Annotated in this window: 17 protein-coding genes; 12 read left to right on the top strand and 5 right to left on the bottom strand. The window is 71.5% G+C overall.

Translation table 11 applies throughout. The annotated features are described in order from the left end of the window. Nucleotides 1-4: 4 nt before the first annotated feature. Entirely contained in the window at nt 5-1768 is a 1764-nt protein-coding gene (locus G3I78_RS04870; RefSeq protein WP_164421532.1) for a serine hydrolase domain-containing protein, read from the bottom strand. Nucleotides 1769-1853: 85 nt separating this feature from the next. Between G3I78_RS04870 and G3I78_RS04865 the strand changes: the two genes are divergently transcribed. Together G3I78_RS04865 and G3I78_RS04860 are read left to right on the top strand one after the other, a co-directional pair. After that, complete coding sequence (locus tag G3I78_RS04865; protein ID WP_164421531.1) at nt 1854-2963, top strand: nitronate monooxygenase family protein; 1110 nt, start codon at nt 1854-1856, stop codon at nt 2961-2963. Further along, entirely contained in the window at nt 2960-4513 is a 1554-nt protein-coding gene (locus tag G3I78_RS04860) for an acyl-CoA synthetase (RefSeq protein ID WP_164421530.1), read from the top strand. Before G3I78_RS04865 ends, G3I78_RS04860 begins: the two co-directional genes overlap by 4 nt. Nucleotides 4514-4557: 44 nt before the next feature. Here G3I78_RS04860 and G3I78_RS04855 read toward each other — a convergent pair whose 3' ends face one another. Continuing rightward, on the bottom strand, nt 4558-6951 hold the full coding sequence (locus G3I78_RS04855; RefSeq protein ID WP_164421529.1) for a penicillin acylase family protein: 2394 nt from the start codon (nt 6949-6951) through the stop codon (nt 4558-4560). A 63-nt stretch (nt 6952-7014) separates the two neighbouring features. On the opposite strand from G3I78_RS04855, the gene G3I78_RS04850 reads away from it, so the two are divergent. After that, nucleotides 7015-8511 (top strand): acyl-CoA synthetase, encoded by a 1497-nt coding sequence (locus tag G3I78_RS04850; protein ID WP_164421528.1) that lies wholly within the window; start codon nt 7015-7017, stop codon nt 8509-8511. On the opposite strand, the gene paaK is transcribed toward G3I78_RS04850, so the two are convergent. The 3 genes from paaK to G3I78_RS04835 form a co-directional block, all read right to left on the bottom strand. Beyond that, complete coding sequence (gene paaK, locus G3I78_RS04845; RefSeq protein ID WP_164421527.1) at nt 8508-9803, bottom strand: phenylacetate--CoA ligase PaaK; 1296 nt, start codon at nt 9801-9803, stop codon at nt 8508-8510. The two genes, G3I78_RS04850 and paaK, sit on opposite strands and share 4 nt — an antisense overlap. A 157-nt stretch (nt 9804-9960) precedes the next feature. Next, nucleotides 9961-11859, bottom strand: coding sequence for a sulfatase (locus tag G3I78_RS04840; RefSeq protein WP_343243648.1), 1899 nt, complete (start codon nt 11857-11859; stop codon nt 9961-9963). Nucleotides 11860-12003: 144 nt separating this feature from the next. Beyond that, a complete protein-coding gene (locus G3I78_RS04835; protein WP_164422094.1) occupies nt 12004-13617 on the bottom strand; it encodes an acyl-CoA synthetase in 1614 nt (537 codons plus the stop codon). Between the two features lie 177 nt (nt 13618-13794). On the opposite strand from G3I78_RS04835, the gene G3I78_RS04830 reads away from it, so the two are divergent. The 9 genes from G3I78_RS04830 to G3I78_RS04790 all read left to right on the top strand — a co-directional run bounded on the left by G3I78_RS04830 (nt 13795) and on the right by G3I78_RS04790 (nt 23180). Then, nucleotides 13795-14595, top strand: coding sequence for a crotonase/enoyl-CoA hydratase family protein (locus G3I78_RS04830; RefSeq protein WP_164421526.1), 801 nt, complete (start codon nt 13795-13797; stop codon nt 14593-14595). A 114-nt stretch (nt 14596-14709) separates the two neighbouring features. Next, nucleotides 14710-15651, top strand: a complete 942-nt coding sequence (locus G3I78_RS04825; protein ID WP_164421525.1) for an OB-fold nucleic acid binding domain-containing protein — start codon at nt 14710-14712, stop codon at nt 15649-15651. After that, nucleotides 15648-16712 (top strand): thiolase domain-containing protein, encoded by a 1065-nt coding sequence (locus G3I78_RS04820; protein WP_164421524.1) that lies wholly within the window; start codon nt 15648-15650, stop codon nt 16710-16712. The genes G3I78_RS04825 and G3I78_RS04820 overlap by 4 nt, the downstream gene beginning before the upstream one ends. Then, on the top strand, nt 16709-17875 hold the full coding sequence (locus G3I78_RS04815; RefSeq protein WP_164421523.1) for a thiolase domain-containing protein: 1167 nt from the start codon (nt 16709-16711) through the stop codon (nt 17873-17875). Before G3I78_RS04820 ends, G3I78_RS04815 begins: the two co-directional genes overlap by 4 nt. 95 nt (nt 17876-17970) lie before the next feature. Continuing rightward, nucleotides 17971-18213 carry a DUF397 domain-containing protein gene (locus G3I78_RS04810; RefSeq protein WP_164421522.1) on the top strand — a complete coding sequence of 81 codons (243 nt, stop codon included), beginning with the start codon at nt 17971-17973 and terminating at the stop codon, nt 18211-18213. A gap of 153 nt (nt 18214-18366) precedes the next feature. Continuing rightward, nucleotides 18367-19287 carry a universal stress protein gene (locus G3I78_RS04805; protein ID WP_164421521.1) on the top strand — a complete coding sequence of 307 codons (921 nt, stop codon included), beginning with the start codon at nt 18367-18369 and terminating at the stop codon, nt 19285-19287. Nucleotides 19288-19336: 49 nt separating this feature from the next. Continuing rightward, on the top strand, nt 19337-19549 hold the full coding sequence (locus G3I78_RS04800) for a hypothetical protein (protein WP_164421520.1): 213 nt from the start codon (nt 19337-19339) through the stop codon (nt 19547-19549). A 151-nt stretch (nt 19550-19700) separates the two neighbouring features. Beyond that, complete coding sequence (locus G3I78_RS04795; RefSeq protein WP_164421519.1) at nt 19701-22583, top strand: AAA family ATPase; 2883 nt, start codon at nt 19701-19703, stop codon at nt 22581-22583. A gap of 102 nt (nt 22584-22685) precedes the next feature. Next, nucleotides 22686-23180 (top strand): hypothetical protein, encoded by a 495-nt coding sequence (locus G3I78_RS04790; protein WP_164421518.1) that lies wholly within the window; start codon nt 22686-22688, stop codon nt 23178-23180. Nucleotides 23181-23213 lie beyond the last annotated feature (33 nt).

Raw genomic sequence — 23213 nt, 5'->3', positions numbered from 1 at the left:
ACCGTCAGTCCCCGGACGCCGTCCAGCCGACCGCCTCGATCCGCGCCGAGTCCGCGGGACGCGACTCGTCGAAGAGGACGCGGTCGTCGCAGTGGACGCGCAGCCCGTCGACGTACGCGCCCCGCCCGACGTACAGCCGGTCGGTGGAGTACCGCCAGCGCAGGGCGAGTCGGCGATGGGCCGGGAGCTCCGCCGCCAGCCGGTACCAGACCCGCCCCGACCAGCCGGTGACCGTACCCGACGGGTGGTCCTGCGGGCTGTCGCGCTTCGTGGTGAAGGGCACCGCCCGCCAGCTCGCCCCGCCGTCCGTCGTGGCCTCCAGCGCGAGGACGTCCGAGGGCTCGACGTCCCACCACAGCGCGCACCGCAGCCGCGCGGCACCGGACGAGGTGTCCAGCGCGGGCAGCGTGAGGGTGGCGGCCGTGCTGTTCGCCATCCCCGAGAACCATGCCGTACGGCCGTGAGCCGGACGGACCGCGACAGCGCGGGCCATGTTGTCGCCCGCGGCCACCCGGGGAGCCGAGCCGGAGCGCCAAGTCCGCACCGGATGGACCGAGTTGCCGAGGACGATCAGGAACGAGTCGGTCGTCGGGTCGAGGACCAGCGAGGTGCCGGTGAAGCCGGTGTGGCCCGCCGTGCGCGGGGTGGCCATCGCGCCCATGTACCAGTGCTGGTAGAGCTCGAAGCCGAGACCGTGCTCGTCGCCGGGGAACGCGGTGTTGAAGTCGGTGAACATCAACTCCACCGACTCCGGGCGCAGGACGCGCGCCCTGCCGTACGAACCGCCGTTGAGGAGGGTGCGGCCCAGCACCGCCAGGTCCCAGGCGTCGGAGAACACGCCCGCGTGCCCGGCGACCCCGCCCAGGCTGAACGCGTTCTCGTCGTGCACCTCGCCCCACACCAGCCCCCGGTCCAGGCCGGACCAGGGCTTGCGGGCGTCCTCCGTGGCGGCGATCCGAGGCTTCCAGGAGGCGGGCGGGTTGTAGCGGGTGCTGCTCAGTCCCAGCGGGCCGGTGATCTCGTCGCGGAGCAGTGTGTCCAGCGCGCGCCCGGTGATCCGCTCCAGCACCACCTGGAGCGAGATGAGGTTGAGGTCGGAGTAGAGGTAGGTCGAGCCCGGCGGGTCGAGAGGCGCCTGGTCCCAGATGAGCTGGAGCTTCTCCTCGTACGTCGGGGCGCCGTACAACGGGATCCACGCCCTGAACCCCGAGGTGTGGGTGAGGAGTTGACGGATCGTGACGTCCTGCTTGCCCGCCGCGCCGAACTCCGGGACATACGCGGCGACCCTGCCCTCCAGCTCCAGCGCGCCCCGCTCGATCTGCTGCACCGCGAGCAGCGAGGTGAACAGCTTCGACACCGAGGCGAGGTCGAAGACGGTGTCCTCGGTCGTCGGGATCTGCTCGGCGGCCGGGAACTCGACGCCGGTGTCGGTCTTCTCGTCGTACGACCGGTAGCGCACCGCCGTGCCGATCGGCCGGTGCAGTGCCACCGTGCCGCCGCGCCCGGCGAGCAGGACCGCGCCCGCGTACCAGGGGTGGGTGGGGGAGGGGCCGAGGAACGCCTCGGCGTCGGAGACCAGTCGGCGCAGGTGGGCGGGGAGGAGCCCGGCGCGCTCGGGGGTGCCGTGGCGCAGGGTCGGATGGCTGCGGGCGGCCGTCGCTTCGGCGGGTCCTGCGGGGAAGGGGGCGACGGCGAGCGCGCCGCCCAGCGCGAGGGTTCTTCGGACCAGTTGACGTCGGGTCGTTCCGGTGGTCACCTCATCGGTCATCGGGAAACCCTATCCGGCGACCTGAATCTGACGGAGCATCAGAAAACCTCTTCCGTCGTCCGGAGGACTGCGGCATCCTGCGGCCATGCAGACGGAGCTGAGCAAGAAACTGGGAGTCGAGCACGCCGTCTTCGGCTTCACGCCGTTCCCCGCCGTCGCCGCGGCCATCAGCCGGGCCGGCGGCTTCGGAGTGCTCGGCGCGGTCCGCTACACGGCCCCCGACGAACTCAAACGCGACCTCGACTGGATCGAGGCCCACGTCGACGGCAAGCCCTACGGCCTGGACGTCGTCATGCCCGCCAAGAAGGTCGAAGGGGTCAGCGAGGCCGACGTCGAGGCGATGATCCCCGAGGGGCACCGGCAGTTCGTCAAGGACACCCTTGCCAAGTACGGGGTGCCCGAACTCGCCGAGGGAGAGGCGTCCGGGTGGCGCATCACCGGGTGGATGGAGCAGGTGGCCCGCAGTCAGCTGGACGTCGCCTTCGACTACCCGATCCGGCTGCTCGCCAACGCCCTCGGCTCCCCGCCCGCCGACGTGGTGGACCGCGCCCACGAGCACGACGTCCTCGTCGCCGCCCTCGCGGGCAGCGCTCGGCACGCGGTCAAGCACAAGGAGGGCGGGATCGACGTCGTGGTCGCACAGGGCTACGAGGCCGGCGGGCACACCGGTGAGATCGCCTCCATGGTCCTCACCCCCGAGGTCGTCGACGCCGTGGACCCGCTGCCCGTGCTCGCGGCCGGCGGCATCGGCAGCGGCCAGCAGGTGGCGGCCGCACTGGCACTGGGCGCCCAGGGTGTGTGGCTCGGCTCCATATGGCTGACCACCACAGAGGCCGAACTCCCCTCACCCAGGCTCATCGAGAAACTCCTCGCGGCCGGCTCCGGCGACACCGTCCGCTCCCGCGCCCTGACCGGGAAGCCCGCACGCCAGCTCCGTACCGAGTGGACCGACGCCTGGGACTCCGCCGACGGACCGGGCACCCTCCCCATGCCCCTCCAGGGCCTGCTGGTCGCCGACGCCGTCTCACGCATCCAGAAGTACGAGGTCGACCCCCTGCTGGGCACGCCGGTCGGCCAGATCGTCGGCCGGATGACCAGCGAACGCAGCGTCCAGGCCGTCTTCGACGACCTCACCCGCGGTTTCGAGAAAGCCGTGGATCGCGTCAACCGCATCGCCGGAAGGAGCGGCCAGTGACGAGCACACCTCCCGCGGGCTTCTGGGCCCAGGCCGCCCAGGACCCCTCGCGCACGGTCCTCATCGCCCCCGACGGCGAGCCGTGGACCGCCGGTCGTCTGCACGCGGCCGCCAACCGGCTCGTGCACGGCCTGCGCGCCGCCGGACTGGAGCGCGGGGATGCCTTCGCCGTGGTCCTGCCCAACAGCGCCGAGTTCTTCACCGCGCACCTCGCCGCCAGCCAGGCCGGCCTCTACCTGGTGCCGATCAACCACCACTTCGTCGCCCCCGAGATCGCCTGGATCGTCGCCGACTCCGGCGCCAAGGTGCTCATCGCCCACGAACGCTTCGCCGACGCGGCACGCCACGCGGCCGACGAGGCGGGCCTGCCGGGCACCCACCGGTACGCCGTCGGCGAGGTCGAGGGCTTCCGGCCGTACGCCGAACTCCTCGACGGGCAGCCGGAGTCGGCGCCCGCGGACCGGGAGCTCGGCTGGGTCATGAACTACACCTCGGGCACCACGGGCCGCCCGCGCGGCATCCGCAGGCCGCTGCCCGGCAAGCGGCCCGAGGAGGCGTACCTCGGCGGCTTCCTCGGCATCTTCGGCATCCAGCCCTTCGGCGACAACGTCCATCTGGTCTGCTCGCCGCTCTACCACACGGCCGTCCTCCAGTTCGCCGCCGCGAGCCTGCACATCGGCCACCCGCTGGTCCTGATGGACAAGTGGACGCCACAGGAGATGCTGCGGCTGATCGACGAGCACCGGTGCACCCACACGCACATGGTGCCGACCCAGTTCCACCGCCTGCTGGCGCTCCCCGAGGACGTCAGGGCGGGCTACGACGTCTCAGCCATGCGGCACGCCATCCACGGCGCCGCCCCCTGTCCCGACCATGTGAAGCGGGCGATGCTCGACTGGTGGGGGCCGTGCGTGGAGGAGTACTACGCGGCCAGCGAGGGCGGGGGTGCCTTCGCGACCGCCGAGGACTGGCTGAAGAAGCCGGGGACGGTCGGCAAGGCCTGGCCGATCAGCGAACTCGCGATCTTCGACGACGACGGCAACCGGCTGCCGCCCGGTGAACTCGGCACCGTGTACCTGAAGATGAACACCGGCGGCTTCGCCTACCACAAGGACGAGGCCAAGACGCGGAAGAACCGCATCGGGGACTTCTTCACCGTCGGCGACCTCGGCCTCCTCGACGAGGACGGGTATCTCTTCCTCCGCGACCGCAAGATCGACATGATCATCTCCGGCGGGGTCAACATCTACCCCGCCGAGATCGAGTCCGTCCTGCTCCAGCACCCCGCCGTCGCCGACGCCGCCGCCTTCGGCATCCCGCACGACGACTGGGGCGAGGAGGTCAAGGCCGTGGTGGAACCAGCGCCCGGGCACGACCCCGGCCCCGACCTCGCCGCCGCGATCCTCGACCACTGCGCGCGGCAACTCGCCGGCTACAAGCGCCCCAAGAGCGTCGACTTCATCGCGGAGATGCCCCGCGACCCCAACGGCAAGCTGTACAAGCGACGGCTGCGGGACCCGTACTGGGAGGGGCGGGCACGAGCGGTGTGAGGGACGGTGTGGTCCCGCCACATGTGTGACGGGACCACACGGCCTCAGTGTTCGCGCACGCGCAGGACCTTCAACGAGGGCGAGGACAGGATGTCCTTCTCGCAGAAGCGGGGCGTCACCCACTTCTCCGCCGAGAACAACCGCGTCTGGTCGCTGTAGTGGGGCGAGTTCGGGTTCGACGACTGGGAGTACGTCAGCAGCGTCCGGGCCACCGGGCAGCGGCCGCCGTCCCAGCCGACCGCCTGGATGTAGCTGGACCCGGTCGTCACCTCCGTGTATCCGCCGCCCGCCGGGTTCCACACCGGCTCGACCTTGTTCCACACCCCCAGCGACTCCGTGGCCCCCGGAACGGGGATGCGCTTGCCGTTGCGCACCACGAACTGGTGCTCCCCGAGCCGGGAGTCCAGCGCGATGCCCGCCGCCCTCAGCTCGGCGACGGTGTCCGCCAGGGTCCTGGCGAAGGCCGCTGTGTCGGTGTTGAGGGTGTTCGGCGTGCCCACGGGGTCGGCCGCCGAGAACGGCACCTTCCACAGCGGGGAGTTGGGCAGCTTGCGCCAGAGCCGGTCGAAGAGCAGCGCGCCCCGGCTGTCGGTGTTCGCGGTACGGTCCCAGGCCGCGAGCACCCGGCACGCCTCGCTCACGTCGACGGCCTTGCCGTCACTGCCCGTCGCCGTACCGCCCGGCAGCGCGGCACACGCCTTCGCCGCGTCCGCCGCCGCGAGGCCGCCCGCGGTCACCCGGTTCGCGAACTGCTGCGCCTGAAGGTCCCGTACGGTCAGCCGGCCCCGCTCCGCCATCGCGGACACGTCCTGGATCGCCCCACGAGTGCGCATCGAACGCTGGGTGCCGATGGTGCCGAAGACCCGCTCGTAACCGGTCAGCGGCCGGTCGGCGTTGGCCAGCCAGGCGCTGTCGTTGGAGTTCTCCGAGTATGGCGCGTTCTTGAGGACCGGCATCTTCGCGGGCCCGAAGATCCCCGGCTGCACGGCGTCCGGATCGCTGCCGAGCGCGCAGTCGCCCCGGGAGCCGTCGAGGACCGCGAGACCGGCCCGCGGATAGGTGACCCTGCCGAGATCCGTGGAGCACCGCGCGGCCAGCTCGTCGGTGATCCTGGGCAGCACCTGCGACTGGGTGTACAGGGAGTGCCCCGAGGAGTCCGCGGCGATCGTGTTCACCCACGGCAGCCCCTGGTGCCGGGCGAGGGACTTCAGGACGTCCGCCGTGGAGCGCGCCTTGCTGAAGTCGAGCGAGGTGTCGGCGAACCGCAGGTTCACGGCGTTCGGGTCGTTCAGCGCGTATGCCGTGCTCGCCGTCCAGGGCAGCGGCAGGTCGCCCGAGGTGTCGGCGACGACCGGGCCGTAGCGTGTCCACCACTGGGTGCGGGTCACCGGGGCGCCGTCCTTGACCGGTACGGTCACGGTCCGCTTCGTCATCCGCTCCGCCCTGCCGTCCACCAGGTACACGGTGGGATCGGCCGGGTCGAGGGTGAGCCGGGTCAGGTTGAACGGGACGCCGGTCGAGACGGTGTGGCTCCACGCCACCCGGGAGTTGTAGCCGATGGAGACGGTCGGCGAGCCGAGCAGCGAGCCGCCGGCGACGTTCAGCTCGCCCGGGATCGTCTGCTGCGACTGCCAGAACCGGCGTCCGCCCTGCCACGGATAGTGCGGGTTGCCCAGCAGCAGTCCGCGGCCGTTCGCCGTGGTCGAGCCGTTGAAGGCGACCGCGTTGGAACCCATGTCGGCATCGGCGGTCCGCGCCCGGACTGCCTCGACCAGCGCGTCGGCGTCGGCCGCCGGAGCGGGGCCCGAGGCAGGCGTGGGCGGCTGTGCCGAGGTGATGTCGTCCACGGAGCCGCCCTGTCCGCCGAGGACGGAGAGGGCGTAGAAACGCGTGGCGACGTCCGTCATGGTGACCGGGCGCACCCAGACGGCGCCCCGGCACGCCGGGTCGTTGATCCGGTTCTTCCTCAGCCAGGCGTTGTAGCCCGCCGCGAACCCCCGCATCAGGTCCTTCACCTCCCGGCTCGGACCGAGCGGCGCGGGCCGGGCCAGCAGCTTCTCCACCGTCCCCGCCTCCCGCACCCCGCGGAAGTACAGGTCGCCGGAGAGGTTCTTCGCGGCCGAGGACAGCGCGGAGTCGGAGGCCGCGTCGGCCCCGAAGAAGCGGGAACGCTCGCCGCGCACGGTCACGAAACCGTCGGCGAGCGTGCACACCTGGTCGGTGGCCTGCGCCCAGCCGGTGCCGAAGCCGAGGTCCGCGTAGTCGTCGGCCAGGATGTGCGGGATGCCGTACTCGGTGTAGCGGATGGTGGCGGACAGACCGCCGTGCGAGGGATGTTCCTGCCTGTGCTGGTCCTGCGCGGCCGCGGCGGGCAGTGTGCCCGCGGCGGCGAACAGGGCCACGGCCGCGACGACGGAGCGTCTCAGACGGGTGCGCATCGTGCCTCCCAACGTCATTGAGGGAAGGAGCGGTTGAGCGTACCAACCGGTAGGTTGTCCCGTATGACGCCAGGACACGGCAGTACGGTTGACGGAGTTCTGCGCCGCAGCGCCCGGCGCACCCCCGCGCGCGTCGCGGTGGAGTACGGCGAGCGCTCATGGACGTACGAGGCACTCGACGACGCCGTCTCACGCGCGGCCCGAGTCCTGCTCGACCAGGGGCTCGGCCCCGGCGACCGGGTCGGCGCCTACGGCCACAACTCGGACGCCTATCTGATCGCCTTCCTCGCCTGCGCCCGCGCCGGACTGGTGCACGTGCCGGTCAACCAGAACCTCACCGGGGACGATCTCGCGTACATCGTCGGCCAGTCGGGCAGCACGTTCGTGCTCACCGACCCCGACCTCGCCGGCCGACTCCCCGACGGTGTCCGCACGTTGGCGCTGCGGGACGCCGACGGCTCGCTGATGGCGCTTCTCGACACGACACCGCCGTACGACGGACCGGAGGCGCGTGGCGAGGACCTCGTCCAGCTGCTGTACACTTCGGGGACGACGGCCCTGCCGAAGGGCGCGATGATGACCCATCGGGCCCTGGTGCACGAGTACTTGAGCGCGATCACCGCCTGCGACCTGAGCGCGGGCGACCGGCCCGTGCACTCGCTGCCGCTGTACCACTCCGCGCAGATGCATGTCTTCCTGCTGCCCTACCTCGCGGTCGGCGCGACCAACGTCATCCTCGACTCGCCCGACGGCGACCGGCTCTTCGACCTGATCGAGGAGGGCCGCGCCGACAGCCTGTTCGCCCCGCCCACGGTGTGGATCGGGCTGTCCAACCGCCCCGACTTCGCCGAGCGCGACCTGAGCGGGCTGCGCAAGGCGTACTACGGCGCCTCGATCATGCCGGTGCCCGTCCTGGAGCGACTGCGCGAGCGGCTGCCGAAGCTGGCCTTCTACAACTGCTTCGGACAGAGCGAGATCGGCCCGCTGGCCACCGTGCTCGCCCCCGACGAGCACAAGGGGCGGATGGACTCCTGCGGCCGGACCGTGCTGTTCGTCGACGCGCGCGTGGTCGACGAGGAGGGCAAGGACGTGCCCGACGGCACCGCGGGCGAGATCGTCTACAAGTCGCCCCAGTTGTGCGGGGGCTACTGGGACAAGCCCGAGGAGACCGAAGCGGCCTTCCGGGACGGCTGGTTCCACTCCGGCGACCTCGCGGTCCGGGACGCGCACGGCTACTTCACGATCGTCGACCGGGTGAAGGACGTCATCAACTCCGGTGGGGTGCTGGTCGCTTCACGCCAGGTCGAGGACGCTCTCTACACGCACGAGGCGGTCGCCGAGGTCGCCGTGATCGGCCTGCCCGACGAGCGGTGGATCGAGGCCGTCACGGCGGTCGTCGTCCCGCGCGGCGAGGTCACCGAGGCCGAACTCGTCGACCACGCGCGGGAGAAGCTCGCCCACTTCAAGGCGCCCAAGCGGGTGCTGTTCGTGGACGAGCTGCCGCGGAACGCCAGCGGCAAGATCCTCAAGCGGGAGCTGCGGGACCGGTTCGCCGGCTAGCGGGGGCGCAGGTCGACGATCCGGCGGATCTTGCCGACGGACCGCTCCAGGGACTCCGGTTCGACGATCTCGACGTCCACCGACACCCCGATGCCGTCCTTCACGGCCGCCGCGATGGCCCGTGCGGCCGCGTCCCGGGTCTCCGGAGTAGCACCCTGCCGGGCCTCCGCCCGCACGGTGAGCGCGTCCAGACGGCCCTCACGGGTGAGCCGGAGCTGGAAGTGGGGCGCCACGCCCGGGGTGCGCAGGACGATCTCCTCGACCTGGGTGGGGAAGAGGTTCACCCCGCGCAGGATCACCATGTCGTCGCTGCGCCCGGTGATCTTCTCCATCCGCCGGAACACCCGGGCCGTGCCCGGCAGCAGCCGGGTGAGATCCCGGGTCCGGTAGCGGACTACGGGCATGGCCTCCTTCGTGAGCGAGGTGAAGACCAGCTCGCCCTTCTCGCCGTCCGGCAGCACCTCCCCGGTGACCGGGTCGACGATCTCGGGGAAGAAGTGGTCCTCCCACACATGGAGGCCGTCCTTGGTCTCCACGCACTCCTGCGCGACCCCCGGGCCGATCACCTCCGACAGCCCGTATATGTCGACCGCGTCGATCGCGAACCGCTCCTCGATCTCCCGGCGCATCTCCTCCGTCCAGGGCTCGGCGCCGAAGACACCCACCCTGAGGGAGGTGCCGCGCGGATCGACGCCCTGCCGCTCGAACTCGTCGAGGAGCGTCAGCATGTACGACGGGGTCACCATGATGACCCCGGGCTCCAGGTCCTGGATCAGCTGGACCTGGCGGGACGTCATGCCGCCGGACGCGGGGACGACCGTACAGCCGAGCCGTTCGGCGCCGTAGTGGGCGCCGAGTCCGCCGGTGAACAGACCGTAGCCGTACGCCACATGGACGACGTCCCCGGGCCGCCCGCCCGCTGCCCGGATGGAGCGCGCCACCATGTCGGCCCACAGGGAGAGGTCGTTGTCCGTATAGCCGACCACTGTGGGGCGCCCGGTGGTGCCGCTGGAGGCATGGATGCGGCGCACATGGTCGCGCGGCACGGCGAACATCCCGTACGGATAGTTCTCCCGCAGGTCCGCCTTGGTGGTGAAGGGGAAGTGCTCCAGGTCGGCGAGCGACCGGCAGTCCTGCGGACGGACGCCCGCCTTGTCGAAGGACGCCCGGTAGAACGGCACGTTCTCGTACGCGTGCCGCAGTGACGCCCGCAGCCGCTCCAGCTGCAACGCCCGCAGCGCCTCGGCGTCCAGCCGTTCCCCCGAGTCCAGCGACTGCCTTGCATCCGTCATCGGACGTCCTTCCGCCGACCGCACCATTCCGGGCGACCGATCATTCGGTCAGGTTCCGGAGATCAGTAATCCACCTGACCTGGTCCGGGGCAAGGGGTCCGCCGCGATTTCGCACCGGACCCGTCCCAGGATGCGCCCTGCCGGGAAACGCGGGGCGTCACTTCGCGAACGCGGTCATGAAGCGGTCGCGGAACTTGTCCATGCTCCATTCGGGCGCGTTGTCGGCGGGCTTGAGGCCCTCGGTCCAGTTCCAGTCGGCCACCCGGTCGAGCACCTTGGGGTCCTTGGCGACGATGGTGATCGGCACGTCCTTGCTGGTGTCGCCCTTGGTGACGGTCGGGACGGGCTGATGGTCGCCGAGGAAGACCAGGACGGTGTTCTCGTCGCCGTAGCGCTGCATCCACTGGGTGAGGCTGTCCACGGAGTACTGCACGGCCTTGCGGTACTCCGTGCGCACACGCTCCCGGCTCTTCCAGACCTCCGTCGGGTTGGTGCCCTCCTTCTTGATCTCGTTGAACACCTTGCCGTCGCCGAGGTCGTCCCAGTCGATGGTGTGGGCGATGGGCGACCAGGGATTGTGGCTGGAGGCCAGGATGATCTCCGCCATGATCGGATCACGGTTCTTCTTGCCGTGCTCCAGCCGCTGGAAGGCCTCCAGGCTGAACTGGTCCGGTACCGGCGTCCAGCTGAAGTAGGGGCCTTCGTAGCCCAGGTGCGTGGAGTCGTAGATGTGGTCGAGGCCGAAGTACTTGCCCTCGGGCCAGGACTTCCGCACACCCGGCACGATGCCGACCGTGCGCCAGGCGCCGGTCTTCTGGAAATAGCTGGTGAGAGTCGCCCGGTCGCCCGTGGTCAGGGCCAGGTACCGCTGCTGGTTCTTGATCCACAGACCGGACAGGAAGGTCGAGTGGGCGAGCCAGCTGCCGGCCCCCGTCACGGGCGACCGCAGCCAGCCGCTGCGCGCGTCGAAGCCGGCCGACTTGAGCCGGCTCGTGCCCTCCGCGAGCGTCGCGTCCATCTCCGGCGCCATCGCCGGGTCGTCGAGCGCGACCCGGCCGTAGCTCTCGATGAACGTGAACAGGACGTCCTTGCCGCGCAGCCCCGTCAGCAGCTGGTTCGGGGGAGTGGCCGCGAAGGCGTCGACCGCCGCCTCCTTGCGGAACACCTTGGCGTCGCCGAGGCCGTTGCGGACGTACTCCACCCGGTTCGCCAGCACCTCGGAGTTGCCCTTGGTGGCGAAACCGACCCCGCCGATCTGCACGCCCATGGTGAAACAGGTGATCCACGCGGTGCCCAGGACCAGGGTGGTGGGGACCGCCACCGTGCGGTGCCGGGCCATGACGTTCGCCAGCCGCACCACCGCCCAGGTGCTCAGCGAGAGCACCGCGGCCAGCAGGACGAACACGGCGACCACTGCCAGCACCTCGCCCGTGCGTCCGAACGAGTCCTTGAGGAAGTCCCTCGCGTCGTCCAGCAGGATCCAGTCGAAGACCAGGTCGAACGGCCGGGCCAGGAACTGGTAGAAGCCCATGTCGATGAACTTCAGGACGGTGAACAGCCCGAGGAACAGCCCCGCGCCGACCGCCGTGATCCGGCGCGCCCTCGGCGGCAGCAGCAGGAGGAGCGCCGCGAGGATGATCCCCTCGACGGGGAGCCGGAGGAACATGTAGACGTTGGTCTTGTCGAGCCGGTTGGGCAGCACCAGCGCGAGCAGGACCAGGGCGCCGGCCAGGACACTCGTCCCGACGGTCACGCCGTGCGCGGTACGGGGGTAGCGGCGGCGCCAGCCGAACCAGCCGGGGGAGGGCTGTGGCTTGGTGGGTGCGGTGTCTTCGGTGCTCTCGGCGGACTCAGAAGTTCCTGTGACCTCTGTGGCTTCTGTGACCCCGGTGCTTTTGGTGCCCTCGGCGACCCCAGTGCTCTCGGTGGCCGCGTCAGGATCCTCGTCCCGTACGGCCTCCTCCGTCACCCCCGGCTCCGCCGTATCGCCGCCACCCGCGTCCGTCTCGCCCTGAGCGGTACCCGGCAGTTGGCGAGAGCGAGTGAAGAGTGACACCCGGTGGTCCTTCCGTGCGGTCGTGCGATGGCGTGCGGTCCTGCCGTGACGGCATGACGAACAGGGCCCGCTGACCGAGCCTGCCACCACCAGTACGTTCGCACGTCACGTTCGGTTCAATCGCCCGCCATCGGCATCGAACCGTCACCCGTCCGCCGCGACCGCCACCTTCTGCGCCCACCGGTAGTCCGCCTTGCCGCTCGGCGACCGGCGGATGGACTCCGCGATCACCAGCTGACGCGGCACCTTGTACCCGGCGAGCCGGGCCCGGCAGTGCGTCTGCAGATCCTCCAGGGAGATCGGGACCGCGCCCTCGCGCAGCTGCACCACGGCCGCCACATGGTGTCCCCACCGCACGTCCGGCACCCCGGCCACGAGCGCGTCGTACACGTCCGGATGGGCCTTGAGGGCCTGTTCGACCTCCTCCGGATACACCTTCTCGCCGCCCGTGTTGATGCACTGGGAGCCCCGCCCGAGCACGGTGACGACCCCTTCCTCGTCGACGGTCGCCATGTCGCCGAGCAGCACCCACCGTTCGCCGTCCTTCTCGAAGAAGGTCTCGGCGGTTTTCCGCGGGTCGTTGTAGTAGCCGAGCGGCACATGGCCGCACTGCGCGACCCGGCCCACCTCGCCCACCTCGACGGGCTCGTGGGTCGCCGGATCGACCACCTGCGTACGGGAGTTGACCCGCACCCGAAAGCCCCGCTCGGGCCCGGAGTCCTCGGTCGCCGTCCCGTTGAAGCCGGACTCGGAGGAGCCGAAGTTGTTGAGCAGCACGGCGTTCGGGACGAGCGCCCGGAACTGCCGGTTCACGGTGTCCGACATGATCGCCCCCGACGAGGACACGCTGAACATCGACGACATGTCGGTGCCCTTCATCGGGCCCTCCAGCGCGTCGATCAGTGGCCGCAGCATCGCGTCGCCCACCAGTGACATCGCGCTGACCCTCTCCCGCTCGACGGTCCGCAGCACCTCCTCGGGCACGAACCTGCGGTGCAGCACGACCCGTTGGCCGAAGTTGAAGCCGATGAGCGCGGTCAGGGTGGAGGTGCCGTGCATCAGCGGGGGCGTGGGGAAGAAGGTGATGCCGGAGCCGCCCGCGGCGACCCGCTCGGCAAGTTCCTCGGGCCGCTTGACCGGCTCACCGGTCGGGGCTCCGCCGCCCAACCCCGAGAAGAACAGGTCCTCCTGACGCCACATCACGCCCTTGGGCATCCCGGTGGTGCCGCCGGTGTAGATGATGAACTGGTCGTCGGCCGAGCGGGCCGGGAACCCGCGCCCCGGAGACCCGGAGGCCTCCGCTTCGGCGAAGTCCACGGCGGACGGTTCGCCCGGCTCCGCGGGGCCGACCCGCACCAGGTGCCGCAACCGGTCGGTGAGCGGCAGGGCCGCCGCCACCCGCTCCGTGAACTCCGCGTCGAAGAGCAGTCCCACGAGGTCGGCGTCCCGGTAGAGGTAGACCAACTCCTCTTCCACGTAGCGGTAGTTGACGTTGACCGGCACGATCCGCGCCTTCAGGCAGCCCAGCAGGGCCTGCACGTACTCCACGCCGTTGTAGAGATGCAGCCCGACGTGCTCGCCGGCGCGGATGCCGTTGTCGAGGAGATGGTGGCCGATCCGGTTCGCGGCCGCGTCCAGTTCCGCGTACGTCAGACGGCGCTCCGCACCCGTACCGGGGACGTCGAGATACGCGAGCGCCTCCCGGTCCGGCACCACGTCGACGACCGACTCGAACAGGTCGGCAAGGTTGTACTCCACCGGCTCCTCCTGACCCAACGCGGCCTGGCTGCTGGACGGTTCGCCGGTCATCAGAGCAAAGGGCGGCGTGACTGTGAAGAGTTCGCGCGAATAAATCTGACTGACTGTCAGAAAACTCTTGAAGTGCATCGGCGCCTCCTGCAACCTGTTCTCGTTCTGGCAGAGGGGAGACGGTCGATGGGTGGGACGGAACACCTCGACATCCAGCGCGAGGGCGCCACACTGGTGCTCACGCTCAACAGGCCGGAGGCGAAGAACGCGCTCTCGTTGCCGATGCTGGTCGGCCTCTACGACGGCTGGCTGGAGGCGGACGCGGACGACACGATCCGCTCGGTCGTCTTCACCGGCGCGGGCGACTCGTTCTGCGCCGGCATGGATCTCAAGGCCCTCGCGGGCCGGAGCGGTGGCGGCGAGCAGTACCGGGACCGCCTGAAGGCCGACCCGGACCTGCACTGGAAGGCGATGCTGCGCCATCACCGCCCCCGCAAACCGGTCATCGCGGCCGTCGAGGGCTACTGCGTCGCGGGCGGCACCGAGATGCTCCAGGGCACCGACATCCGGGTCGCCGGCGAGTCCGCGACCTTCGGGTTGTTCGAGGTGAAGCGCGGGCTGTTCCCGATCGGCGGCTCCACGGTCCGGCTGCAGCGGCAGATCCCGCGCACCCATGCGCTGGAGATGCTGCTCACGGGGCGGCCGTACACCGCGCGCGAGGCCGCCGGCATCGGACTCGTCGGCCATGTCGTGCCGGACGGGACGGCGCTCGCCAAGGCCCTGGAGATCGCCGAACTGATCAACGCGTGCGGGCCGTTGGCGGTCGAGGCGGTCAAGGCGTCGGTGTACGAGACGGCGGAGATGACCGAGACGGAGGGCCTCGCGGCCGAGCTGAAGCGCGGGTGGCCGATCTTCGACACCGCCGACGCGAAGGAAGGGGCTCGCGCCTTCGCAGAGAAGCGGCCGCCCGACTTCAAGCGCGCGTAGCGCCGTGACCGCTCGGGCCGTGCGGCGGCCGCGGGTCCGTTGTGGCTGGTCGCGCAGTTCCCCGCGCCCCTGAAGGGGCGCCCCCGCACCGACCTCTGAAGGAGGCACGCGCCTATGCCTGACGTACTCAAGGCGCCGCTCGTCGTCGAATTTCCCTTCACCCGCTCCCTCGGACCCGTCCAGAGCGCCTTTCTGACCGGGCTGCGTGACCGCGTGATCCTCGGTGTGAGGACCCGTGACGGGCGCGTCCTGGTCCCGCCCGTCGAGTACGACCCCGTCACCGCCGAGGAGATCCGGGACCTCGTCCATGTCGGCCTCACCGGAACCGTGACCACCTGGGCCTGGAACCACGAACCCCGGCGCGGGCAGCCGCTGGACACGCCGTTCGCCTGGGTGCTGGTGAAGCTCGACAACGCCGACACCGCCCTGCTGCACGCTCTCGACGCACCCGGACCCGACGCCGTCCGCACCGGCATGCGGGTCCGGGTCCGCTGGGCCGAGGAACGCATCGGCGCCATCACGGACATCGCCTGCTTCGAGCCGTACGACGGGGAGGAGTCCGTCGTCACCGTGCACGCCGGCGAGTTCGAGAACCCGGTCCACGGCATCGTCGCCGAGGCCCGCCTCGACTACAGCTACTCACCGGGCCGCGCCCAGACCGACTACATCAACGCCCTCGCCGGGCAGCGGACCGTCGGTGAGCGGTGCCCGTCCTGCCGCAAGGTGTACGTGCCGCCGAGGGGTGCGTGCCCCACATGTGGTGTCGCCACATCGGAACAGGTGGAAGTAGGGCCGAGCGGCACGGTCACCACCTTCTGCATCGTCAACATCAAGGCGAAGAACCTCGACATCGAGGTGCCGTACGTCTACGCCCACATCGCCCTCGACGGCGCCGACCTCGCGCTGCACGGGCGGATCGGCGGGATCCCGTACGACCAGGTGCGCATGGGCCTCAGGGTCGAGCCGGTGTGGAGCGCGGACGGCCGCTATCCGGACCACTACCGGCCCACCGGCGAACCCGACGCGGACTACGAGACGTACAAGGAGCTCCTGTGACCAGCGACGCAGCACCGGGGCCCCGCGACATCGCCGTGGTGGCCTTCGCCCAGTCCGACACCCTGCGCACCACCGCGGAACTGTCCGAGGTGGAGATGCTGATGCCGGTCCTGCACGACGTCCTGGACCGGACCGGCCTCAAGACCGCCGACATCGGCTTCACCTGCTCCGGGTCCTGCGACTACCTCGCCGGGCGCGCCTTCTCCTTCACCCTGGCCCTCGACGGCGTCGGCGCCTGGCCGCCCATCTCCGAGTCGCACGTCGAGACGGACGGGGCCTGGGCGCTGTACGAGGCGTGGACCAAGCTGCTGTCCGGGGACGCCGACACCGCGCTCGTGTACTCCTACGGCAAGTCCTCGCCCGGCTCCCTGCGCGATGTGCTCACCCGGCAGCTGGACCCGTACTACGTGGCGCCGCTGTGGCCCGACTCCGTCGCCCTCGCCGCGCTCCAGGCGCGGGCTCTCATCGACGCCGGTGCCACGGACGAGCCCGAGCTGGCCGCGATCGGCGCCCGCAGCCGGGCGACCGACAACCCCCGTGCCCAGCTCAAAGGCCCTGTGGCGCAAGGGGATTACGTCGTACGTCCCCTCCGCACCGGCGACTGCCCGCCCATCGGTGACGGGGCCGCCGCCGTGATCCTCGCGGCGGGGGAGCGGGCCAGGGAGCTGTGCGAGCGCCCCGCCTGGATCCGCGGGATCGACCACCGCATCGAGGCCCACTCGCTCGGCGTCCGCGACCTCACCGACTCGCCCTCCGCACGCCTCGCCGCCGAGAAGGCCGGTGCCTTCGAACGGCCCGTGGACACCGCCGAGTTGCACGCGCCGTTCACCTCGCAGGAGGTCGTCCTGCGCAAGGCGCTGCGGCTCGACGACAGCACGTGCGTCAACCCGTCCGGCGGTGCCCTCGCCGCCAACCCGATGATGGCCGCCGGGCTCGCCCGCATCGGTGAGGCCGCCGCCCGTATCCACCGGGGCGAGTCCGACCGGGCCCTCGCCCACGCCACCTCCGGGCCCTGTCTGCAACAGAACCTGGTCGCCGTACTCGAAGGGGATCCGCGATGAGCAAGGAGCCCGTGGCCGTCGTAGGCATCGGCCAGACCAAGCATGTCGCGGCCCGCCGGGACGTGTCGATCGCCGGGCTCGTCCGGGAGGCCGCCCAACGGGCGCTCGTAGACGCCGAGTTGACGTGGGCCGACATCGACGCCGTGGTCATCGGCAAGGCGCCCGACTTCTTCGAGGGCGTCATGATGCCGGAGCTGTACCTCGCCGACGCGCTCGGCGCGGTGGGCAAGCCGATGCTGCGGGTGCACACGGCGGGCAGCGTCGGCGGTTCGACCGCCCTGGTCGCCGCCAACCTGGTCGCCGCCCGGGTGCACGGCACCGTGCTCACGCTCGCCTTCGAGAAGCAGTCCGAGTCGAACGCCATGTGGGGCCTGTCCCTGCCGATCCCCTTCCAGCAGCCCTTGCTGGCCGGGGCCGGTGGCTTCTTCGCACCGCACGTGCGCGCGTACATGCGGCGCACCGGTGCGCCCGACACCGTCGGCTCGCTGGTGGCGTACAAGGACCGCCGCAACGCGCTCAAGAACCCGTACGCGCATCTGCACGAGCACGACATCACCCTGGAGAAGGTCCAGGCCTCGCCCATGCTGTGGGACCCGATCCGCTACTCCGAGACCTGCCCGTCCTCCGACGGAGCCTGTGCGATGGTGCTGACGGACCGCGCGGGAGCGGCCCGCGCGCCCCGGCCGCCCGCCTGGATGCTCGGCGGTGCGATGCGCAGCGAGCCCACCCTCTTCGCCGGGAAGGACGCCGTGTCGCCGCAGGCCGGCAAGGACTGCGCGGCCGACGTGTACCGGCAGGCCGGGATCGCCGACCCGCGCCGGGACATCGACGCCGTCGAGATGTACGTCCCGTTCTCCTGGTACGAGCCCATGTGGCTGGAGAACCTGGGCTTCGCCGACGAGGGCGAGGGCTGGAAGCTCACCGAGGCCGGGGTCACCGAACTGGACGGCGACCTGCCCGTCAACATGTCCGGCGGGGTCCTGTCCACCAATCCGATCGGCGCCTCCGGCATGATCCGCTTCGCCGAGGCCGCGCTCCAGGCCCGCGGACAGGCCGGGGAACACCAGGTGGAAGGCGCCCGCAAGGTGCTCGGGCACGCCTACGGCGGCGGCTCCCAGTTCTTCTCGATGTGGCTCGTGGGGTCTGAGCCCCCTGATGCGTGAATTGGCTCCTGAAAGGTCCCCCTCACGTGGCCTGTCGGCGGCCGAAGTGGATCGCTAGGCTGGCCGCGGACGACGCAATCGGGAGGAGCACGGACGTGGCCGAGACCACCATCCAGCAGCAGCCGCTCATGGGCTGGGACAAGCCGGAGCTGGACCTGAGCAACGCCGATTGGCACTCGAGCAGCCGCGGTCTGGGGGATGTCCAGATCGCCTTCGTCGAGGGGTTCATCGCGATGCGCAACAGCGGCCGTGCGGAGAGCCCTTCCTTGATCTTCACCCCCGCGGAGTGGGGCGCGTTCGTGTCAGGAGCGCGGGAGGGAGAGTTCGACCTCACCTGAGGGTGAGCGCACAGGGGGCGTGAACCACCGGACCGATCCGGCGGTGTTCCTCCCGTATTTCCGGACACGCGACCTCGAGTGCCTTCCTGGGGCCGAGGCCTGAGCGAGGCTGACCCCAGGGGGGCTTGGTCGTACTCCGGAAGCGAGGAACACATGAGCACCCTGCCGGTGATCGCGGCGGTGGACGGATCGGACGACAGCCTGCGCGCCCTGGACTGGGCACTGGACGCGGCCCGTCGGCACGGGGCGCCCCTGCGGGTGGTGCACGTGCGGCAGTACGCCGCCTGGGCCCAGCCCGACGTCCTCGTCGCGGGCGCGCCCGACACGGACGACGATTCGGTCCTCGACCAGGTACGGACATATCTGGAGGGGCGGGCCGACCGGCCGCGGATGGAGTACCTCGGCGTCGAGGGCGCCCCGGGCGCCGTGCTGCCCGAACTGGGCTCCACCGCACGGCTCCTCGTGCTCGGCTCCCGGGGCCGGGGCGGCTTCGCCAGCCTGCTCCTCGGCTCCAACGGCATGGCCGCCGCCCGGGACGCCGAGTGCCCGGTCGTCGTGGTGCCCCGGCCCGGCCGCGAGGTCGACGGCGGGACACCGACGGACCCCGGGCCACGGGTGGTCGTGGGACTCCAGGTGGACAGCCCCGACGACGCCACCCTCGACCTCGCCTTCACCGAGGCCGCCCTGCGCGGCGCCCGGCTCCAGGTGGTCGCCGCCTACCAGTGGCCCCTCCAGAGCTGGGCCGCGCCCGGCGAGCTGATCCCGCTCATGGTCGACCAGGACGCGATCGAGAACGAGACCCGCACCCTCGCCGAGGGCCTCCTCGCCCCGCACGGCACCCGGCACCCAGGCGTCCGCGTCGAGCCGTACGTGGCTCCGGGCGACGCCGCCGGACATCTGGTCGCGGCCTCCAGGGACGCCGACCTGGTGGTCGTCGGCCGCCACCGGCGCCGCCTCCTGGCACCGGCCCGCATGATGGGCTCCGTCACCCAGGCCGTACTGCTGCACGCGGCGAGCCCGGTGGTGGTGGTGCCGCCGGGGGCGGTGGAGCCGCGGGAGCTGCCGGAGGACTGACGGGGGCGAAGGGGCGGGGTGTTTGAGGAGGGAGCGTTGCTGTACCCGCGTGGGACAGGTCCCGATTCCTGTGGACGCGGTCGTGCAGGCCGACGCTCACGTCGGAACCGCGATCGCCGTACGTGGCCGGCCGCTCGTCGGCCTGGATGCCCTCGGCGTCTGGGGGATCACCGGCTGGGGGGCGACACTGACGGTGATCGGCCTTCTCGCCCTGGGCGGCGTGACCTACGGGCTCACGGTCCTGTGCGAACACGTCTTCTAGCCCGCGTCTTCCAGCCGGCGGCTTCCAGCCTGCGACGAGGTGAGTCGACAAAGGCCCGCCCCGCATCGCCGAGGCGTACGCTGAGGTGCCTGTAGGTCACGGTGCGCGCTCGCTCCCCGCGCGGGTGCACCACCGTGACGGGGGGTGCGCCATGGTGCAGCGCAGTGTGCGAAGCATGAGGACTCTTCTGGAGCGGGAGAGCGAACTCGCCGCCGTCGACGAGGCGTTGGGAGAACTCGCCGGGCTGCGCACGGACGGCGCCGAATCGCACGGGCGGCCCCGGGGTGCCCTGCTCGCCGTCGCGGGCCGTGCGGGCATCGGGAAGACGTCCCTGCTCACCGAGGTCCGCCGCCGTGCCGCCGCCAAGGGCTGCACCGTGCTGGCCGCACGCGGCGGCGACCAGGAACAACGGGTCGCCTTCCACGTCGCCCGGCAACTGCTCCAGCCGCAGTTCGCCGGCGCCGCCGAAGTCGATCTCCGGGCACAGCTGGGCAGTTGGTACGACATCGTCGGCCCCGCACTCGGCCTGTGCGCCCCGACCGACGGAGCGCCGCCCGACCCGCAGGGCCTGCGGGACGGCCTCGACTGGGTGCTCACCCACCTCGCCGTGCTGCGCGCCCCGATGGTGCTGGTGCTGGACGACGCCCACTGGGCCGACCCCGAATCCCTGGGCTGGCTCGCCGCGTTCGCGCCCCGTGCCGAGGAACTCCCGCTGCTGGTCGCCGTCGCCTACCGGCCCGACGAACTCCCCGAGCACGCCGAGTCGTTCAGGGCCCTGCCCGGCCGGGCAGGGGGACGCCCGCTCGACCTCGAACCGCTCAGCGCGGTCGCAGTCGCCCGTCTCGTGCGGGAGGCCCTCGGGGCCCACGCCGACGACGCGTTCTGCCGTGAATGCTGGGCCGTCACCGCGGGCAACCCCTTCGAGACGGTCGAGTTGGCCGCCAAGGTGCACGACCGCGGGGTCACCCCGACCGAGGACGCGGCCCACCTGCTCCGCGATCTCGCTGCCGCCGTCAAAGGCAGCGGCCTGGTCGCCCGCCTCGAACGCCTCGGCACCTCGACCGTCCGCTTCGCCTGGGCCTGCGCGGTCCTCGGCACAGAGATCCATCCGCTGCTCGCCGCCGCCGTCGCCGGACTCGGCCAGGAGGAGGCCGCCGACGCCGCCGACGCCCTCCGCGGGGCCCGCATCCTCACCGGCGTCGAGTCCCTGGAGTTCGTCCACCCGCTCATTGCCACCGCCGTGTACCGCGCCATCCCGGCCGGCGTCCGGGTCGCCCTGCACGGCCAGGCCGCCTGGTGCGTGGTCAACGACGGACGCGGCCCCGCCGCAGCCGCCCGCCACCTCCTGGAGACCCACCCCGACGGCGACCCCTGGGTCGTCCAGCAACTGCGCGCCGCCGCGGCCGAGACGCTCCGCTCCGGCGCCCCCGACGCGGCCCGCGGCTATCTCGCCCGCGCCCTGCGCGAACCCCCGGCCTTCGAGGACCGGGCCACCGTCCTGTACGAACTGGGCAGCGCCTCCCTGCTCACCGAACCGGCCACCACGGTCAACCACCTGCGCGCCGCCCTCGAAGAGCCCATCACCGCACCGGAGTTGCGCCACCACATCGTCTACCGGCTCTCGCAGGTCCTCGCCCACAGCGACCGCCTCGCCGAGGCCACCGACACCCTCGCCCGCGAGATCAAGGTCACCGGCGACGCCCGCGTCAAGCTGCGCATGGTCGCCGAGCAGTTCATGTGGGACGCCTTCCGCGCCGACGAACCCGACCACCCCTCGCGCTCCCGCCGCATGGCCCGCCTCGCCGACCGGCTCACCGGCCGCGATCTCACCGAGCGGTACATCATCGGCCTGCGCACCTGGGACGCCGTCCTGCGCGGCGAACCCGCGCACATCGCCCTCCACCACGCCGAGCGGGCCCTCGCGGGCGGCCTCGGCTGGGCCGAACCCGACCGCGGCTTCGAGGTGCCCGTCCTGGTCGCCCTCGCCTTCATGTACGCCGACCGACCCGGCCGCACCGAGGAACTCTTCGCCGCCGGGATCGCCGACTTCGAACGGCAGGGCTGGCGCGGCGCCCACCTCTCCTTCGCCTACACCCTCCTCGCCTACGTCCGCTTCCGCCGCGGGCGCCTCGCCGAGGCCGAGGACTTCGTCCGCGCCGGGCTGCGCCTCGCCGCGCGCGTCGGGCCCGGCACCCCGGCCCACTGGTACGCCGTCGGCATCCTCATCGAGGTCCTGCTCGCACGCGGCCGGGTCGACGAGGCCGCCCGGACCGGCGAGGACTACTCCTTCAACGCCCCCTTCCCGGCCGCCGTGGTCTTCCCCGACGCCCAGACCGTGCACGGCGAACTGCTGCTGGCCCGCGGCCTCACCAAGGACGCGGCCACCGAACTCGCGGCCGCCGGACGCCGACTCGAACCACGCGGCGTCCGCAACCCCTCGTGGTGCCCCTGGCAGCTCCACCTGGCCCGGGCCGAGAGCCACGACGCCCCGGAGCGCGCGGTGGCCACCGCACTCGAAGCGGTCGCGCGAGCCCGCCAGTTCGGCGCCCCTTCGGCCGTGGGCCAGGCACTCCGGCTGGCCGCCGAGGTCTCCCCGGGCTCGGCCCGCGTGAAACTCCTGGAGGAGTCCGTCACCCAACTCGAACGCTCCCCGGCCGCCTACGAGCTCGCCTGCGCCCTGGTCGCCCTGGGCACGGAACTCCGCCGCACGGGCCATACCCGCGAAGCCGCGGAACACCTCTACCGGGGCCTCGACACCGCCGTCCAGTGCGGCGCCGACGGACTGATCGAGACCGCCCGCGACGAACTCACCGCGGCCGGCCTCCGCCCCCGCCGCCTGCACAGCACCGAGACGGACACCCTCACGTCCCGCGAGCGCACGGCCGCGAACCTGGCGGCGCGGGGGCACACGGACAGGGAGATCGCGAAGGAGCTGAACACCGACGAGCCCTCGGCGGTCCGCCTGCTGTCGGCGGTCTGCCGCAAGCTCGGAACGGACCGCTCAGGGCTGACGCCGGCGACCGGCCGCACCTGAAAGGGCACGGGCCGTACCCACATGTGGCCGCACCACATGAGGCGATCAGCTCCGCGCACCCGCGGTCGCCCGACGACCTGCACACCCCGTTACCATGGGCGCATGTCGTTCCTCCGCCGTCGCGCCACTCCCGCCGGTCCAGACTTCGACGTTCTGGCCATGGACCCGGGCGACTGGCCCGGCAACCTCGGCGCCGGGCTGCTGCCCGCCCCCGACGGCACCTGCCAGGGCGTCTTCCTGCGCTACGACCTCTTCGGCGGCCGCGGCCCCGCGATGGTCATCGGCAACCTCCCCGAGGGCTCCCCGGCCCGCGAGGTCCCCGAGGGCCAGGTCCCCTTCGAGGTGGCCCAGCTCCTCATCGCGCTGGAGAACGACGAGGAGGTCACCGTCGTCGGCGCCGAGGACGTCCCGGTCATGCAGGGCGACAACCTCCTGATCGTGCGCCGCCTCAAGCTCTCCGAGAGCCGGATCTCCTGCGTCCAGTTCGACCGCAGCGACAACGTCCTGGTGACCATCGCCGCCTGGGACCGCCCCATCACGGACGACCTGTACGCCCTTCTGAAGCCGCTGCCGGCGGAGCTGTTCCAGCAGGGCTGATGCCCACGGCGACAGCGCTCGTCACCGTACGCG

The sequence above is a fragment of the Streptomyces sp. SID13726 genome, from assembly GCF_010548375.1.
GTDB lineage: Bacteria > Actinomycetota > Actinomycetes > Streptomycetales > Streptomycetaceae > Streptomyces.
This window is presented reverse-complemented; position numbering and strand designations above follow the sequence as displayed.

What these genes read in the sequence shown, in the direction of transcription:
- G3I78_RS04790 (WP_164421518.1), top strand. Translation starts at nt 22,686, where the DNA reads ATGTCGTTCCTCCGCCGTCGCGCCACTCCCGCCGGTCCAGACTTCGAC.
- G3I78_RS04830 (WP_164421526.1), top strand. Translation starts at nt 13,795, where the DNA reads ATGGGTGGGACGGAACACCTCGACATCCAGCGCGAGGGCGCCACACTG.
- G3I78_RS04865 (WP_164421531.1), top strand. Translation starts at nt 1,854, where the DNA reads ATGCAGACGGAGCTGAGCAAGAAACTGGGAGTCGAGCACGCCGTCTTC.
- paaK (WP_164421527.1), bottom strand. Translation starts at nt 9,803, where the DNA reads ATGACGGATGCAAGGCAGTCGCTGGACTCGGGGGAACGGCTGGACGCC.
- G3I78_RS04815 (WP_164421523.1), top strand. Translation starts at nt 16,709, where the DNA reads ATGAGCAAGGAGCCCGTGGCCGTCGTAGGCATCGGCCAGACCAAGCAT.
- G3I78_RS04870 (WP_164421532.1), bottom strand. Translation starts at nt 1,768, where the DNA reads ATGACCGATGAGGTGACCACCGGAACGACCCGACGTCAACTGGTCCGA.
- G3I78_RS04855 (WP_164421529.1), bottom strand. Translation starts at nt 6,951, where the DNA reads ATGCGCACCCGTCTGAGACGCTCCGTCGTCGCGGCCGTGGCCCTGTTC.
- G3I78_RS04850 (WP_164421528.1), top strand. Translation starts at nt 7,015, where the DNA reads ATGACGCCAGGACACGGCAGTACGGTTGACGGAGTTCTGCGCCGCAGC.
- G3I78_RS04825 (WP_164421525.1), top strand. Translation starts at nt 14,710, where the DNA reads ATGCCTGACGTACTCAAGGCGCCGCTCGTCGTCGAATTTCCCTTCACC.
- G3I78_RS04795 (WP_164421519.1), top strand. Translation starts at nt 19,701, where the DNA reads ATGGTGCAGCGCAGTGTGCGAAGCATGAGGACTCTTCTGGAGCGGGAG.
- G3I78_RS04805 (WP_164421521.1), top strand. Translation starts at nt 18,367, where the DNA reads ATGAGCACCCTGCCGGTGATCGCGGCGGTGGACGGATCGGACGACAGC.